The following is a 15,094-nucleotide window of genomic DNA, read 5'->3' on the forward strand; positions in this document are numbered from 1 at the left end:
GCTATGTACCAGCGTAATCTTAAAGCATATAAGGCAACCAGTGTCGCTGCTGACTTGGCTGTTGCCGATCCTCATCGTGTTATTCAGCTCATGATGCAAGGTGTACTTGAACGTTTGGCTCAAGCCAAAGGTGCAATTGAACGTCGTGATATGGAAGCAAAATCTACCGCTGTATCGAAAGCTCAGGGGTTATTACATGGTTTGCAGGATGCACTTGATATGAGTCAAGGGGCTATTGCTGAAGATTTATATAGCCTCTATTCCTATATGGACGAGCGAATTTGGGATGCAAGCCTTGCATTGGATGTAGCCCCGATTGAAGAGGTCATGGCTTTGATGGTTACTATAAAATCTGGTTGGGATCAGTTACCAGATTCTGCTAAACAACAGGGCTATAAAATGAGACAGCAACTGGGTGAGTTGTAATGACCACTTTAGCCTCTTTGCAACAAGCTCTCACAGAAAATTACGAGCAACTTCAATATCTATTAGCCAGAAAAAGCTATGATGATGCTCTGGTCTGTATGGATTATCGGATTTCTTTGATTGACCGTTTGTTGTATCTCGTTGAAAGTGAGCCTTCATTAAAACAAGATGCCACTTTATTGGCTACATTACTTTTTCAACAAGAAGAAAGCATGAAAAAAGTGGCATCTGATCACCGTAAAATCATTTTCAATGAGTTGTCTGTGATTGGGTTGGCGAGTAAAGCAAAGCAAATTTATAGTGTGAATAGCAAGGAGTTCTGATGTCGGAAAATATTGATGATATTTTGGAAAAAGCTGAAGGTGTTGCTTTACGACTAAAAGAACGTGCAGAGCAAGAGGCTGCCATGTCGGTGGCCTTGCCGCTTCGATTCTCACAGAATATTGCTGCATTTCGTAAATATATCCCCCATATTGCAGATATGTATGAGTCATATCAACCAAGCCGACCATTTCGTTTTTTTTGTAATGAAAATGGCCAGCCAAATATGGCTTGGATCGATGATGATGTCGCGGTATATGGTGATGAGCCGTATCTTATCTGTGAGACATTAGTTAAAGAGTTCATGGATAAAGGGGGATTATCCAAGTTCTCATTTAGTCAAGAAGCCAACCCACTCGGATTTATGCACGTTGAGTATCTTAATAAACTCAATGCTTATCTTGATGATCTTGCTGCTCGAGAAGAACCATTAAAAAAAGTACCAACTGAAGTTCCGACCGCACTGGTGTTTGGGGTTGGGTTGGGTTACCACCTTGGTTATCTTTATGAACAATGCAAAATTGGCACCTTATTTCTTTTTGAACCAGATCTAGATCTTTTTTATGCATCTCTTTTTTGTTTTGATTGGGCACCTCTGCTTGATTATTTATATAAAGAGAACCTTGGTCTCCATATCCTGTTAGGCCAGGATGAAGATACTATTTTTAATGATTTTGCATCTGCTATTCATAGCCGTGGTTCTTTTCTTATCGCTAATGCCTTTATCATGTGGGGTTACCAAAATGATAAAATTAAATATTTAATTGAGAGAATCCAGCGGGAGTATTATCTTCTGGTGATGGGGTGGGGTTTTTTTGATGATAATCTGATAGCTCTTTCTCATACGGTTGATAATCTTGAACGAACTGTTCCGTTCCTGGTGCAGGGGAAGAAAATTCCATCGGAATATAATAGAACCCCAGTTTTTGTGATTGCTAATGGTCCATCTTTGGATGCATCTCTTCCTGTTATTGAAAGGAATAAAGAAAAAGCAATTTTAATTTCATGTGGTAGTGCTATTTCTGCATTGCATAAAGTAGGTATTAAACCAGATATTCATGTTGAGACTGAACGAACTAAGGTTGTTTATGATTTCTTGGTTAATATGAATGACCCAGATTATCTTAGAGATATACTTTTCCTAAGCACGGATGTTATTCACCCCTATTGCTCAACGCTGTTCGACAAATCAGCATTAATGTTTAAACTTAGTGAGCCTGGAGTTATCCTCTATCATGTAAACTTCCCTCATCTTCCCAAATATGCTGCATTGGGAGGGGTAAACCCTTTAGTCGGGAATATCGGGGTGAGTGCACCTATTCATCTTGGTTTTAAAAATATATATTTATTTGGCCTCGATAATGGTTATAAAAACAAAGGGCATCATCACTCGAAATTTAGTGCTTATTATAACAGTGATAAAGGTGCTGAGGTACTAGGTGAGTTGATGTATGGAGACAGCCAGTGGCAGCATGAAGGTAATTTTGGTGGTGTTGTAATAAGTAACGCCATGTTTAATACATCTCGAAAAGTTATTGAGCAAGTATTAGCTGCGAATGAACATGTTCAGTGTTTTAACTGCAGCGACGGGGCTAAAATTGCAAAAGCAAGGCCATTGCCTGATAGTGAGATCAGTTTTTCAGGAGTCATAGATAAAGCTGAACTGATTCACCAAATTTCACAGCTATCAACCCCGATTCCTCTATCAAAAGAAGACTTCAAACCATATCTGGATGTTGAGTTTTTCGATGTTTTAATCGATAAAATGATGGGTGAGTGGCAACAGAATTTCTCATCTAGAAATGAGATTAATCAATTAATGTTGCGTAATTTTGGTTATCTCGCACAGATTGCAGCAACTCGGCAAAAACATATATCTCAAATTATGATTGGCTCTATGAACTATGTGTTTACCATATTGAGTTCAATTCTCTATTCTTTTGATGGAGAGGAAAAAACGATGACGCTGATGAGGCCAGCAATCAGCTTATGGTTAGACTTTTTGGCGAAAATAAAAGAGATGTATCCAAGAGCTTTCGATAGTGTTGATATGGTTGATAATGAAATTATGTCATTTTTTAGAAAATAATGATGTTTCTGATGTAGTGAACAATGCTTTATTCTTTTTATGGGAGGCTAATGCCTCCCTTTTCTATTATTAATTTTGGGGGGGATATGGATTTTTTACATCAAGAAGCTGCGAGTCTTTTTTCAATAGTTGAACAGAAACCAATGCATCTGGTTCCAGCTCGTGAGTACCATCATGATGCATGACGTGCTCAAATACTCGACAATAACTTGGGTGCCAACTGAACATACTACTGTAATTCATTTTATGGCTAAAAAGGTTGGCATGATGCTGGTAGTCATTTCGATAGTGTCCTGTCGGAGGACAAAAATCGTAAATAGCCATTACCCCCTTGTCTGCGAGCAATCTGTCACTATTAGCCGCAATTGTGAATAAATCCTGTGGATCGCATAGATATAAACAAAAACCGAAAATAATCAGGTCGACAGGTTCAAAGTCAGGTAAACCATCTGCAGTTCCAACACTTAGATTTAATGCGGGATAGCTCTTAGCTCCATCCTCAATCGCTGCTTGTGAGGGATCTATACCATAGCAGGTGGCACCATAATGGTTAGCCAGTTGTGCTAATCGCCAACCATTGGCACAGCCAACTTCAAGGATTCGTTTCGGTTGGTAGCCGATACTTTGTAGTGCTGTGAATATGGGGTCATTACTCAGAGATTTTTGATTGATGCAGAACTTATTTCTCTCATACCATGCATCAGCCTCTTCTTGCATGAAGATGCTTTTCTGTATCATGTAAATTCCCCTTTATTGCAAGTTATCAGAAAATGTCACTTAAGGTATTATAAAACGTCATCAAAATGGACAGATTTACCTCGATGAATATCATGACGAGCTTTTCTTCCCAGTATCTTTGGTAAAGCTTCGGGTGGCAATCCATAGCCAGGCCTTATCCTTCGAATATGCTCCGGTTTGATGATTTCTCCAGCCTGTATATCAGAGACAAAATAAAGAGAGCGACGAAATATTAAGCTGGATTCTTCAGCTTGGTTGTTACCACTTTCACCGGTTCCCAATGTTTGCCAACAGAGGTTGGTCTGGTCACATAGTGCTTTCAATTCATCTGGCTCTAAAGAAAATTCAGCATCAGGTCCGCCATCTTCACGAGCCAGAGTCACATGCTTCTCGATGGCTACAGCGCCCAAGGCGACAGCCAACTGAGCGGCGGTATTGCCCAATGTATGATCAGACAGACCAACGGGTACTGAAAAGGTCTCGGCCAAACGAGTGATTCGTTTGAGGTTGATATCGGCAAGTGGTGTCGGGTAGCCGCTTACACAATGAAGCAATAGAATCTGTGTACATCCGTTCTCACGTAAAATGGTCAGAGCTTGGGCTATTTCGGTTTCACTAGACATTCCTGAAGAAATAATGACTGGTTTTCCTTGTTTGGCCACATACCTTATCAAAGGGTGATCTGTGATTTCGAATGAGGCAATCTTGTATGCAGGTGTGCCTAGACTCTCTAAAAAATCGACAGCACTCTCATCAAATGGTGTCGAGAAAATAATTAGTCCTCTAGTTTTTGCTCGCTCGAAAAGTGCTTGATGCCATTCCCACGGCGTATGGGCTTGTTTATATAAATCATACAGTGTATACCCATCCCATAATCCACCTTGAATATGAAACTCTGGCAAATCGATATCCAATGTCATTGTATCAGCAGTATAGGTTTGTAATTTTATGGCATCAGCACCGGCATCCGCAGCTGCATCGATGAGCGCTAGTGCATTTTCTAATCTCCCATTATGATTACCTGATAGCTCCGCAATAATGAAGGGTTTTTTGTGATGCCCAATCTCTCTTCCATCAATAGAAAAATATGACATGGTGTCCTACTTGCTTAACATGTGATCATAGCTGAAGTATTCATTTTTGCAGGCAATCTGTCAAATAAACAGTTACCATCATAAAAATTGACGACATTGCTTTTTGCTATGTATTACTTACTCGAAGTAAATTATTTTATGATTTTTTCAATTTTTATTTTATACGTGTGACCATTTCTTTCAAAGAAAGCGGGATAGCGTTCTGGATCTGCCACGCGTAGCAAGTTAAATTGCTCATCAATGGTCTTTTTGATATCAATTCTGCTATCTTCAGGAGTTCGCTTTCTGTAGAAAGTTGGTTCACCAACTTGTTCAAATGGAGATGATGTGTAAATATTTTTTATTGCCCATGACATCAACTCTATTTCGGATGAAAAAATTTTATTATTTATTTCATCGAAAAGCTCACTACCATCAAAGAATATTTCTTTTTGTTTCCATATTTTCCCAGAATCTAGTTTGTCTTCTGCATCTAAAAGTGTTAGGAGAATACGGTTTTTCCCTTCAACTATTTGCCAAATATGAGGAGACATGCCCCTACCATAAGGCAGATTACTTGCGTGGAGGACTAGTGTGTAATCGAAATTGTCTCTTGTTTCTTTATCTATTATTTCATGGCAAGAAACTAAAAAGAGAATGTTGCCAGTGGTTAACTGGTTTGATTTAGTTACTATGTTGATCTCGTGTCGTTCACTTATATTGTTCGCCCAAGTGTGAATCCAACTATTTACAGGGTGGTTACTCTCGGAACAAATTATTGATATCTTCATTTAAGAACCTATCAGCACATTAATTAATTTGTTAACGCCCTGCCCATCGATGAGTGATTGTGCATGTTTGGCAATTGAATCTCTATATATGGGGGATGACATTTTCGTTAACTGAGTGGCTATTTTTTCATCAAAAAATGGATCATCCCAATATATCCCATCTGGGAATAAGCTATTTTCCTGACTCCATTTAAATTGTTTTTCTTGATTGTCAACAACACAAACCAAAATGCTAGGTAAGCCACATTTAGCAAGTTCAAACATGGTTTGTCCCGCCGAGCTAATGGCAAGGTCACATTGAGACATCAATTGCAACATCTCAATGTCATTAATATTTTTGTAGATGGTGCACTCTTTATTAAACGCAACATCTTGATTGTTTGAAATAATATTTACATGTGCGTTTGGATACATGGCAATAACTAGGTTGAATATACGCTCAGTCAGATTTCTGATATCTGTTGCACCCATAATAATTAAAATATTAATAATGTCGCTGGTCGATTTTTCCCTCACAGCAGTATTCCAAAAAGCTGGCCTCAATGGTTGCCACTCAATACCCATAAGCCATTTTGCATCAACAAGATGATCAGGTTTTTGCTCTGGTATACAGTGAACTACTAATCCATTTGGATAATTCAATCGGAAAGTATCATCAAGATACACAGTTTGTAAAAAACAATCAGAAATCTTTTTTAAAACAGGTGGTGATGCATAGTAACTATCAATAAGTGCAAAGCCAGTGATGCTATTAACTACCCCCGGATTATCTTGCCAGCATATCCAGGAGATATTTTCATCTGGAATAAAATTCTGCGCACATGAATCCCCATCTATTATCCAATAGACGTCACCGCCTCTTTGTTTCCATGCGCATGCATAGGCACTACAGCGGCTTATATGTCCCATGCCGCGCTGTAGATCTCCTTCGGTAAATATCCATAGTGGTAGCAATTATCTCACCTTGAATACAGGTTGAATAGGTTCTCCATCAAGCGCACTGGCCAGTGTCAGATCTCTATCGTGACGAATGAGCACTGGCAGTATGTCGCGATAGGTGGCCAGCAAAGCGGCCACATCCTGTTCGCTGTGGGCCAGATTCATATTGTGACTGCCAAGGGTGAGGATCCCTCGCTTGCACAACTCCTGGATCAGATAGCTCTTGAGAAGCCAGGTAGAGTGGTTTACTGAATCCGCAACCAGCAGAAAGCTCCAGCTCGGATGTCCGGCGGTATGCAGCCAGTCCGGGGCATCGATCTCTTTTAGCAAGCTATCGAGCCCATCCAGTACCTGTTGTCCCCGCTCTGCAAGCCTCTTTGGTACATCCAGTCGCCGCATCTTTTTGATGACGGCGTTGGCCGCAGCGAGGGCAATTACATCCCCGCCGAAGGTGCCGGAGAAGAGATATCTTCCATCCGTTTCATATATTGGCGGCGGCCAACAACGGCGGAAATCGGGAAACCATTGGCCATGCCTTTGCCGAACGCAGCAAGATCCGGCGTCACACCAAAGAGGCTCTGTGCCCCGCCCAAGTGGTAGCGAAAACCTGTAATGGTCTCATCAAAGATGAGTAGTGCGCCATGGGCATCGCAGAGTTGGCGCAGACCAGGCAGAAAATCCGGGGTTGGCCAGGTTACATTCATCGGTTCCAGAATGACGGCTGCAAACTCGCCCGGGTGAGCTTCCAGCAAGCACTGCAGCGAGGCAAGATCGTTGTAGTCAAATCTGTGGGTCAGCTCTCTCACACACTCGGGGACCCCCAAATGGCGGGTGGTTGAGCCGATGTACCAGTCTTGCCAGCCATGGTAGCCACAGACTGCTACCCGCTCGCGGCCTGTGACTGCTCTGGAGAGCCTGATACAGGCTGAGGTGGCATCAGTCCCGTTTTTGCCAAAGCGAACCATTTCGGCGCAGGGGATGAGCTCAATGAGCTGTTCAGCGACTTCGGTTTCCAGCCGGTGGGGAAGGGAGAAGATCGATCCAAGACTGAGTTGCTCCATTACCGCTTCATTCACATCCGGATCGCAATATCCAAGACTGATGGCCAGCAGGCCGCTGGCAAAATCAAGATACTCGTTGCCATCTACATCCCAAACATGCGCCCCATTGCCGCGCTCGATAAAGAGTGGGGCGGCGCCATAGGGGAAACAGAGGCGACTTTTGGAGAAGGTTTGGGAGCCGAGTGGAATGCTCTGTTCCGCCCGTGCCGAGAGAGCAAGTGAATGTTGATAACGTGAGGTCATATATGATTCTCCTTGGCCAGCGAATTAGCCAATCCTTCGTTGCGCTTGTGCCGGGTATTAAGTGTTGTCAGCTCCGGCTGCTGCGCCAGCAGGGCGAGGATATCGTCGGTCGTAAAGGTTGGGTTGGCAGGATAGAGAGCCTGATAAATTCGCTCTACCAGTTCAAAGTCGGCAGGCTCATCGACAGTCCAGCGCAGGTGGGCCAGCGAAGGCGAGCGCTGCAGTTCGCCGATAGAAAACTGTTCGGAATGACAGCGAACGTAATAGGTGACATGTTCCCGCTCGGTCTGCGTGGCGGCCTTTTCCTGCAAGGTTGCCAGAGTCGATCTACTCATGATCTCGGCATCCAGCCCATCCGGATAACTGGGATTGCCGCAGTTGCTGCTGTAGTCGAACTTGCCCGAGAGATGGAGGGCTATCAGCTCGTCTATTACCATAGGGTCAGCCAGTGGGCAGTCACCGGTGAGACGCACAACATGGGTCGGACTGTAGGGTTGGGCCGCCAGATAGAAACGCAGCAACACATCGTCAAGAGGACCGCAGAAACAGGGGATATTCAACTTCTCGCACAGCTCGGCAATGGCGCGATCTTCCGACTGATCGCTGGTGGCAACCAACAGTTTATCCAGCAGCTTGCTCTGTTGCAGCCGTTCAATCTGCCTTGCCAGCATGGGTTCGCCCAGCAGTTCCTTTAGTACCTTGTTGGGCAGGCGGGAAGAACTGGTTCTGGCCTGCAGAATACCCAAGATCATCGTGTTCTCCAGAGTCCGGGGTTGATAAGTTCCTGTTCCATAGACGCCAGGTGTGCGATATCGGCCTCGTAGCACTCGTGCTGTACTTGACTAGCCGCAACGATGGCGGCCAGCTCTTGGGCATGACAAACACCGACAACAAAGCGGCTCACCTGTGGTAGGGCTGTCATGATGGAGAGGGCTCTGCCAAGCGGGGCCACCGAGGGATGCCAGTGGTCAAATCGTTCAAGTGCGGTAGCGAAACGCTGAAAATAGTCAGGTCGCTGCGCTGGTTGCATCAATAACAGGCCCTGTAAAAAGAGCGAGCGAACATGGATTTCACATCCCATATCTACCAGTTTGTCGAGCCATCCAGTGCGTAAAAAGCGTTGATCGAGCAAATTGGCAGGTAATTGCACCAGTTCCAGAGGATAGCCAGCTGCGCTCCAGGTATCGAGCTCCTCCGGGGAGTAGACGGAGATCCCGAGTTTTCCGATCGCGCCCTGTTGCTGCAAATCGGTGAGTAACTCGAACAAGGCAGGTGAGGCATCTTGGCTACGGTGCAGCAGCAAACCATCGAGCCGTTTTCGCCCCAGCCAATGCAAGCTGTTGTTGAGCGCTGCCTTAACATCGGACAGCGGTAGCCCTGGTGCCAGCTTGTCGATGAGAGTGAAGTCGGTGATATCTCTTTGCCCCAGCCTCTGCTCGGCATTGCCATAGGCTTGCGCCGTATCCAGGGTGTCGATACCTGCTTGACGAGCTAACGCAATGATCGCGTCGAGTTCCTCATCGCTGACTTGTCCGTCGTGATTGCTGATCCCGTAATCCAGACCGAATTGCACTGTGCCCAGAGCTAGCCGCATAGTGCCTGCTCCAGCGCATCTACGACCTGTTGCTGCTCTGAGAGAGTCAGAGCCGGGAATAGTGGAAGAGAGATTGCTCCCTGATAGTAGGCTTGTGCGCCCGGATAGGCTGCTGGATCATGTCCCAGCCCACGGTAGTAGGGCTGGGCTGGGATAGGAATATAGTGAACGTTGACGCCAATGCCGGCAGCACGCAGGCGGGCAAACACCTGATCGCGTTCAGCCACCTGAATGACATAGAGGTGATAACCGCTCTGGCGATTATTACTCTGCTGCAACGGCTGGACTGGCAAGGGGGATAACAGCGCGTCATATCGCCTGGCAAGTTCACGACGCTGGGTAATGAACTGATCAAGACGGCTCAACTGACTAAGCCCTAGTGCCGCCTGAATGTCGGTCAAGCGATAGTTGAAGCCCAGAAGTTGTTGCTCGTAATACCACTCTCCGGGAGAGGGCATGAGCAGCGCTTGCGGATCTCGAGTGATTCCATGGCTGCGATAGAGTCGCAATTTGTCGGCCAGCACCTGATCCCGGGTGGTGACAGCGCCTCCTTCTGCGGTCGTAATCGGTTTGACCGGATGAAAGCTGAAGACCGTCATATCGCTGTGACGGCAACTACCGATAGGTGACCCCTGATAGTGGGCACCCAGTGCATGGCAGGCATCCTCGATCAGAACGATTCCGTACTGGCGACAGAGCGCACCGATCTCTTCGAGATCGCAGGGCTGTCCGGCCAGATGTACAGCAATCAGCGCTTTTGGAAGGGAGTGGGTGCGCATAGCTTGCTGCAGTTTCTTATCCAGTGCCACTACATCGAGGTTACCGGTAGCAGGGTCAACGTCGACAAAATCAACGTTGGCATTGTAGTAGCGAACGCAGTTCGCCGACGCAACAAAACTGACCGCAGAAACCCAAACTGTATCTTGGGCGCCAATATCCAGTACTGCGCAGGCCAGATGAAGCGCAGTGGTGCCGTTACTGCAAGCAACCACATGCGGCACTTGGCAGTAATCTGCCAGTCCTTGTTCGAAAGCGGGAACGGCTTGGCCTTGGGTCAGATAATCAGATTTCAGTACGGCAACGACGGCTTCTATATCGGCATCGCTGATCGATTGGCGGCCATAAGGGATCATTCGGACAATACCTGCTGGTTCATGCTCTGTAGTTCGGCTATCGACAGAAAGTGCTGATTATTTAGGGAATTGTATTCAAAGCCCGGTGCAACCAGTGTGGCTGTTTCACCCAGAGCATTAACGCTGAAATCATTGTTGCGGCTGGTGAAGCTGATGCTGGGGGCAATCACGTAGTAATCGTTGAACTCATAAGTGTGGAAAGAGTCGTCAGCCGGACACATCACCTCGTGCAGCTTCTCCCCCGCACGGATGCCGATGATCTCCTGCTTAAGGGTCGGAGCCATGGCTGCCGCCAGATCGGTGATCTTGACCGACGGGATTTTCGGCACGAACAGTTCGCCACCGCGCATACGCTGGAAGTTGCTAAGAACAAAATCTACGCCTTGCTGCAAGGTCAGCCAGAAGCGGGTCATCTCGGGGTGGGTGATAGGCAGCGTACTGGCGCCGCTCTTGATCAGATTGTCGAAGAAGGGAACTACTGAGCCCCTTGAGCCGACCACGTTGCCATAACGTACCACCGAGAAGATGCTCGGGTTCTTGCCCGCCATATTGTTGGCGGCGACAAAGAGCTTGTCAGAACAGAGCTTGGTTGCCCCGTAAAGGTTGATCGGGTTGGCAGCCTTGTCGGTCGAGAGTGCAATGACCTTCTGCACGCCATTGTTGAGCGCGGCCTTGATGACGTTTTCGGCTCCTCCAACGTTGGTCTTGATGCACTCCATCGGGTTGTATTCGGCAGCTGGCACTTGCTTGAGCGCAGCGGCATGCACCACAAAGTCGACATCGCGCATCGCCATGTCGAGGCGCTCGGCATCGCGAACATCGCCGATAAAATAGCGCATGCAGGGATGGTTGAAACACTGCTGCATTTCAAACTGCTTGAGCTCATCACGGGAGTAGACGATCAGTCGTGCGGGTTGGTAGCGGGATAGCACGGTTGCAATGAATTTCTTGCCAAATGACCCCGTGCCACCGGTAACTAGGATTGTTTTTCCATTAAACATGACGGTGTCCCATGATGAAGATTGGTATCTACGGAATTCTAAAGCACTTTTTATGCCATTTGCAGACGTAAATTGGAAGGCGTGATCTGAATGGCTGTTTTTTGGCTATTTGTTGCTGCGTTGGGCAATGGCTCGGCAAACCTGCTCCACCGCATTGAGGGCTCTCGGGGTGAAGCGGTGCAGTTCATCTGAGTTGATCAAATCGAGTCGCTGATGCTGCACCGCGTCGAGATTAGGCCACTTCAGCCAGTGACGCAGAGCGTCAGGATCTTGACTCCCTGCAAGGATCAGCGATGGGTTGGCTCTGATCACCTGTTCCATGTCCACTTGAGGGTAAGGGGTCTTGGCATTCGCCATGATGTTGATCCCGCCGCAGAGTTCGATGGCCTGAGCCGGCCAGGCATTGCCACTGACGCTGGTGAGCGGCGGGTACCAGAGTTGGTAGAACACCTTGACGCCGGTTGGTTGGCCATAGCGCTGTTGCAGGGAATGCAGGCGCGCCAGATAGCGATCGGCGGCTTCGTTGGCACTCTTCTCCACTCCAAGCAATTTGCCCAGCGCCCGCATCTCGGTCGCCAGCGAGGCAAAATCGGTGGGTTCAGAGTAGAACACCGGGATACCCAGCTGTTCCAGCGGTGCCAGCATTCGTGACTGGGCCGAGCGCCAGCCCAGGATCAGGTCCGGTTTTTGTGCCAGCAGGGCCTCGACATTGATGCTGCGATAATTGGCCACCTTGGGTTTGTTTTTCACCTCGGCGGGATAGTCGGAGGCATCGTCGATGGCCACCAGCTTGTCACCGGCACCGATGTCGTAAAGCAGTTCGGTAAGATGGGGTACCACGCTCACCACCCGGCTCGGAGTGGCTGCCTGCAGAGCAGCGGGCAACCAGGCAAGCAACACGCAGGGCAGCCAGATAGGCAATCGCAACCATCTAACCATGAAATAACCCCGCCACAGTGACAAGCAGCGCCAGCATCAACCAGCCCCAGCCAATTCCTTGCAGAATATTGAGCACCTTGCGCGGTGACTCACCGTCGGGGTTATCACCGCTGCCAAGTATCGGCCAGCGTTGCAAGGTTCCCTGATAGTAGCGGGGGCCGCCAAGGCGGATCCGGCACTTGTCAGCAAGTAGCGTCAACAGCATCCCAATGGTGGGATAGGGCCAGAGCGCACCATTGCGCAGCAGCTGTGCGGCCTGCTTGAGCCGCGGGAGCAGGAGCGGCAGCCCCAACAGCAGGATGGTGGGAGCATTGAGCCCCTGATAGAGGGCGCTGGTGGCTCGGCCAAAATAGCCAAACGCGGGATCCTTCATGCTCCAGCCCTGGCTCATCAGCTGCACCAGCCGCCAGAGCAGGGCGCCCTGTACCCCGGCGAGGGCATACCCCAGCAGCGGGCCAGCCCATTGGCCCACCAGGCGCAGGGAGCAGCTCTCCGTCACTGCTTTGGCGAGCCCCATGGTCGAGAATTTACCGGTCTCCCGCTTGAGCCAGGGCGTCGCCTGCAATCTCGCCAGCGGCAGGGTCTCCTGCGTGGCGAGCGAGTGAGTGGCATGGGCGAGTTCGCGCAGTGGACGAGATTCGATCATCAACAGCAGAAACAGCAGGTCGAAGATCGGCTCGCTCAGGGCCAGATTGCGCAACGACCAGAGCCCGGCGGCGCAGGGTACCCATACCACCAGCATCGCCAGCATACCTGCTTGTAGCTGCTGGCGTGGTGTGCCATCGGCCCTGTGCACCTTGTGCCCCAGCCGGGTCAGCAAGGGCGTGACGGCCGAAAGACGCAGATGGGATGGCCACGGGATCACCGCCTCCAGCAGGGCAGCCCCCACCAGAATGGCCGCCGTAGTCGAGAGGAGGGCATCGGCCATCAAATCAAGCGAGCCGGTCTCGATCACAGCTTGCCGAGCATCTTGATAATCACTTCGGCGGAGTGCTTGCCGGCCACTTCGATGAAGGCATCGAAGGATTCAACCTGTTCCTTGCCGGCGATATCGGACATGGCACGCACCACCAGATAGGGCACCTTGAACATGTGGCACACCTGACCGATCGCGGCCCCTTCCATCTCGACCGCCAGCATCTGCGGGAAGTCGGCGCGAGCCTTGGCGATGGCGTCCGGTTTGCACATGAACTGATCGCCGGTGCAGATAAGGCCGACCTTGGTCTGGTGCTTGCCCTGCTCGGCGATGCAATCCTGAGCGACCGCGATGAGTTTCTCGTCGCAGGGGAAGGCGGCGGGTTGCTGCGCCATCTGGCCCATCTCGTAACCAAAGGCGGTCACGTCCACATCGTGGAAACGCATCTCGCTGGCAATCACCACATCACCGATGTGCAGGTCTTGGGCAAAACCGCCTGCAGAGCCGGTATTGATGACGCAGTCGGGGGCGAATTTTTCCAGCAGCAGGCTGGTGGCCACGCTTGCAGCGACTTTACCGATGCCGGAGCGGGTCAGGATCACCTCTTTGCCCGCCAGCATCCCTTGATAGAACTCACAGCCGCCCAGTTGCAGGGTGGTGGGGTTGCTCATCTGGCTGCGCAGCAGGGCTACTTCTTGCTCCATGGCGCCGATAATACCTACTTTCATTGCTGACCTCGTCTTGATAGCCGTGTGGCTGAATTTAAGTTGCTGTAGATCATAACAAAAGATGGCGTCGGCGCCGAGAGGCACAAGCGAAAGGAGAGATGAAGTGCGGCGCTCCATATGGGAGCGCCGCAGGTGACAAAAAGCATTGATGAGGAGGAGAGAGAGCCTTTAGCCGAGCGCGGTGTCGAGGGTCATCATCAGTGCAAAGCCCGCCATCAGGCCGAGGGTGGCATAGGTCTGGTGACCGTTGCGGTGGGTCTCAGGGATCACCTCGTGCGAGACCACAAACAGCATGGCGCCGGCGGCGAGCCCAAGTCCGATGGGGTAGGCGATGGCAAGGCCGCTGGAGAGCCCCACCCCGAGCAGGGCGCCAACCGGTTCGAGCAGGCCGCTGGCGATGGCAACCAGCACCGCTATCGAGGGGCGAAAACCGGCGGCGCACATGGCCAGCGCCACCGCCAGTCCTTCCGGAATATCCTGCAGAGCGATGGCGGTGGTGAGCGGTAGCCCCACCGACATATCCCCCTGCGAGAAGCTGACCCCGATGGCCATCCCCTCCGGCAGGTTGTGCAGGGCGATGGCAAAGACGAACAGCCAGACCCGGGAGCAGCTCTCATGGCCGGGACCGCAGGGGCCGGTTTTGTCGTGCTCGTGGGGTGTGAACTGATCCAGCCCCAGCATTAACAGCACCCCGAGGATCATGCCAACTACCACCACTGCGGCGGCGCTAAAGCCGTTGCCGGTAATCCCCTCGGCGGCCTCCAGCCCCGGCAGCAGCAGGGAGAAGGCGCTGGCCGCCAGCATCATACCGGCGGCAAAGCCCAGCATGGTGTCCTCTACCTTTTGCGGCACCGAGCGCAGAAACAGGGCGGGCAGGGCGCCGATGGCGGTGGCGGCAAACCCGGCGGCACCACCGACAAGGCCATAGCGCACGCCGCTGGTCACCTCGCCGGTAGCGAGCATGATGAGACTCTGCAACAGCAGCAACAAGACGGCAGCCAGCGCGATAAAGAGGCCGAGAGCAGTGAGCGGGCGGCTTTGCATCTGGCTGCGCAGTTGCTGTGACCAGGATAACGGAGGAAGAGCTGAGAGATGGTCCATA

General features: G+C 49.8%; 17 protein-coding genes. 3 read left to right on the forward strand and 14 right to left on the reverse strand.

The features are described 5' to 3' along the window. Positions 1-3 precede the first annotated feature (3 nt). From fliS to ACTG2B_RS08115, 3 genes are read left to right on the forward strand one after another with little or no spacing between them, the layout of a single operon-like run. Entirely contained in the window at positions 4-426 is a 423-nt protein-coding gene (fliS, locus tag ACTG2B_RS08105) for a flagellar export chaperone FliS (RefSeq protein ID WP_439995495.1), read from the forward strand. Continuing rightward, positions 426-749, forward strand: coding sequence for a hypothetical protein (locus tag ACTG2B_RS08110; RefSeq protein WP_042083788.1), 324 nt, complete (start codon positions 426-428; stop codon positions 747-749). Before fliS ends, ACTG2B_RS08110 begins: the two co-directional genes overlap by 1 nt. After that, the gene (locus tag ACTG2B_RS08115) at positions 749-2,836 is read left to right on the forward strand and encodes a motility associated factor glycosyltransferase family protein (protein WP_439995496.1); all 2,088 of its coding nucleotides are present in this window, start codon (positions 749-751) and stop codon (positions 2,834-2,836) included. Before ACTG2B_RS08110 ends, ACTG2B_RS08115 begins: the two co-directional genes overlap by 1 nt. 69 nt (positions 2,837-2,905) lie before the next feature. Here the strand turns inward: ACTG2B_RS08115 and ACTG2B_RS08120 are convergent, their stop codons facing one another. The 14 genes from ACTG2B_RS08120 to ACTG2B_RS08185 form a co-directional block, all read right to left on the reverse strand. Further along, positions 2,906-3,574 (reverse strand): class I SAM-dependent methyltransferase, encoded by a 669-nt coding sequence (locus tag ACTG2B_RS08120; protein WP_429200638.1) that lies wholly within the window; start codon positions 3,572-3,574, stop codon positions 2,906-2,908. Positions 3,575-3,621: 47 nt separating this feature from the next. Beyond that, a complete protein-coding gene (gene pseI / locus ACTG2B_RS08125; protein ID WP_082182283.1) occupies positions 3,622-4,668 on the reverse strand; it encodes a pseudaminic acid synthase in 1,047 nt (348 codons plus the stop codon). A gap of 131 nt (positions 4,669-4,799) precedes the next feature. Then, positions 4,800-5,438: a formyltransferase family protein gene (locus ACTG2B_RS08130; RefSeq protein ID WP_064342019.1), complete on the reverse strand. Its 639-nt coding sequence runs from the start codon at positions 5,436-5,438 to the stop codon at positions 4,800-4,802. Then, on the reverse strand, positions 5,439-6,392 hold the full coding sequence (locus tag ACTG2B_RS08135) for a hypothetical protein (RefSeq protein WP_236272155.1): 954 nt from the start codon (positions 6,390-6,392) through the stop codon (positions 5,439-5,441). Beyond that, positions 6,393-6,707 (reverse strand): hypothetical protein, encoded by a 315-nt coding sequence (locus ACTG2B_RS08140; protein ID WP_439995497.1) that lies wholly within the window; start codon positions 6,705-6,707, stop codon positions 6,393-6,395. A gap of 104 nt (positions 6,708-6,811) precedes the next feature. Beyond that, the gene (locus ACTG2B_RS08145; RefSeq protein ID WP_439995498.1) at positions 6,812-7,681 is read right to left on the reverse strand and encodes an aminotransferase class III-fold pyridoxal phosphate-dependent enzyme; all 870 of its coding nucleotides are present in this window, start codon (positions 7,679-7,681) and stop codon (positions 6,812-6,814) included. Beyond that, positions 7,678-8,433 carry a cytidylyltransferase domain-containing protein gene (locus tag ACTG2B_RS08150; protein WP_439995499.1) on the reverse strand — a complete coding sequence of 252 codons (756 nt, stop codon included), beginning with the start codon at positions 8,431-8,433 and terminating at the stop codon, positions 7,678-7,680. The genes ACTG2B_RS08145 and ACTG2B_RS08150 overlap by 4 nt, the downstream gene beginning before the upstream one ends. Next, complete coding sequence (locus ACTG2B_RS08155) at positions 8,430-9,275, reverse strand: aldo/keto reductase (protein WP_108542038.1); 846 nt, start codon at positions 9,273-9,275, stop codon at positions 8,430-8,432. The genes ACTG2B_RS08150 and ACTG2B_RS08155 overlap by 4 nt, the downstream gene beginning before the upstream one ends. Further along, positions 9,266-10,408 carry a UDP-4-amino-4,6-dideoxy-N-acetyl-beta-L-altrosamine transaminase gene (gene pseC / locus ACTG2B_RS08160; protein ID WP_201998340.1) on the reverse strand — a complete coding sequence of 381 codons (1,143 nt, stop codon included), beginning with the start codon at positions 10,406-10,408 and terminating at the stop codon, positions 9,266-9,268. Before pseC ends, ACTG2B_RS08155 begins: the two co-directional genes overlap by 10 nt. Continuing rightward, positions 10,405-11,409 (reverse strand): UDP-N-acetylglucosamine 4,6-dehydratase (inverting), encoded by a 1,005-nt coding sequence (pseB, locus tag ACTG2B_RS08165; RefSeq protein ID WP_115544860.1) that lies wholly within the window; start codon positions 11,407-11,409, stop codon positions 10,405-10,407. Before pseB ends, pseC begins: the two co-directional genes overlap by 4 nt. 105 nt (positions 11,410-11,514) lie before the next feature. Further along, positions 11,515-12,348, reverse strand: a complete 834-nt coding sequence (locus tag ACTG2B_RS08170) for a cobalamin-binding protein (protein WP_263086035.1) — start codon at positions 12,346-12,348, stop codon at positions 11,515-11,517. After that, positions 12,341-13,303, reverse strand: coding sequence for a cobalamin biosynthesis protein CobD/CbiB (locus tag ACTG2B_RS08175; RefSeq protein WP_429200632.1), 963 nt, complete (start codon positions 13,301-13,303; stop codon positions 12,341-12,343). Before ACTG2B_RS08175 ends, ACTG2B_RS08170 begins: the two co-directional genes overlap by 8 nt. Continuing rightward, complete coding sequence (mtnN, locus tag ACTG2B_RS08180) at positions 13,300-13,992, reverse strand: 5'-methylthioadenosine/S-adenosylhomocysteine nucleosidase (RefSeq protein WP_040067225.1); 693 nt, start codon at positions 13,990-13,992, stop codon at positions 13,300-13,302. Before mtnN ends, ACTG2B_RS08175 begins: the two co-directional genes overlap by 4 nt. Before the next feature lie 168 nt (positions 13,993-14,160). Further along, a complete protein-coding gene (locus tag ACTG2B_RS08185) occupies positions 14,161-15,093 on the reverse strand; it encodes a ZIP family metal transporter (RefSeq protein WP_429200631.1) in 933 nt (310 codons plus the stop codon). Position 15,094: the final 1 nt, after the last annotated feature.

This window comes from Aeromonas sp. 30P (genome assembly GCF_051919805.1).
Taxonomy (GTDB): domain Bacteria; phylum Pseudomonadota; class Gammaproteobacteria; order Enterobacterales; family Aeromonadaceae; genus Aeromonas; species Aeromonas veronii.

Coding starts and splice junctions, on each gene's coding strand:
- ACTG2B_RS08110 (WP_042083788.1), top strand. CDS start 426: ATGACCACTTTAGCCTCTTTGCAACAAGCTCTCACAGAAAATTACGAG.
- ACTG2B_RS08120 (WP_429200638.1), bottom strand. CDS start 3,574: ATGATACAGAAAAGCATCTTCATGCAAGAAGAGGCTGATGCATGGTAT.
- ACTG2B_RS08155 (WP_108542038.1), bottom strand. CDS start 9,275: ATGCGGCTAGCTCTGGGCACAGTGCAATTCGGTCTGGATTACGGGATC.
- ACTG2B_RS08150 (WP_439995499.1), bottom strand. CDS start 8,433: ATGATCTTGGGTATTCTGCAGGCCAGAACCAGTTCTTCCCGCCTGCCC.
- ACTG2B_RS08130 (WP_064342019.1), bottom strand. CDS start 5,438: ATGAAGATATCAATAATTTGTTCCGAGAGTAACCACCCTGTAAATAGT.
- mtnN (WP_040067225.1), bottom strand. CDS start 13,992: ATGAAAGTAGGTATTATCGGCGCCATGGAGCAAGAAGTAGCCCTGCTG.
- ACTG2B_RS08185 (WP_429200631.1), bottom strand. CDS start 15,093: ATGGACCATCTCTCAGCTCTTCCTCCGTTATCCTGGTCACAGCAACTG.
- pseC (WP_201998340.1), bottom strand. CDS start 10,408: ATGATCCCTTATGGCCGCCAATCGATCAGCGATGCCGATATAGAAGCC.
- ACTG2B_RS08115 (WP_439995496.1), top strand. CDS start 749: ATGTCGGAAAATATTGATGATATTTTGGAAAAAGCTGAAGGTGTTGCT.
- pseI (WP_082182283.1), bottom strand. CDS start 4,668: ATGTCATATTTTTCTATTGATGGAAGAGAGATTGGGCATCACAAAAAA.
- fliS (WP_439995495.1), top strand. CDS start 4: ATGTACCAGCGTAATCTTAAAGCATATAAGGCAACCAGTGTCGCTGCT.
- ACTG2B_RS08145 (WP_439995498.1), bottom strand. CDS start 7,681: ATGACCTCACGTTATCAACATTCACTTGCTCTCTCGGCACGGGCGGAA.
- pseB (WP_115544860.1), bottom strand. CDS start 11,409: ATGTTTAATGGAAAAACAATCCTAGTTACCGGTGGCACGGGGTCATTT.
- ACTG2B_RS08170 (WP_263086035.1), bottom strand. CDS start 12,348: ATGGTTAGATGGTTGCGATTGCCTATCTGGCTGCCCTGCGTGTTGCTT.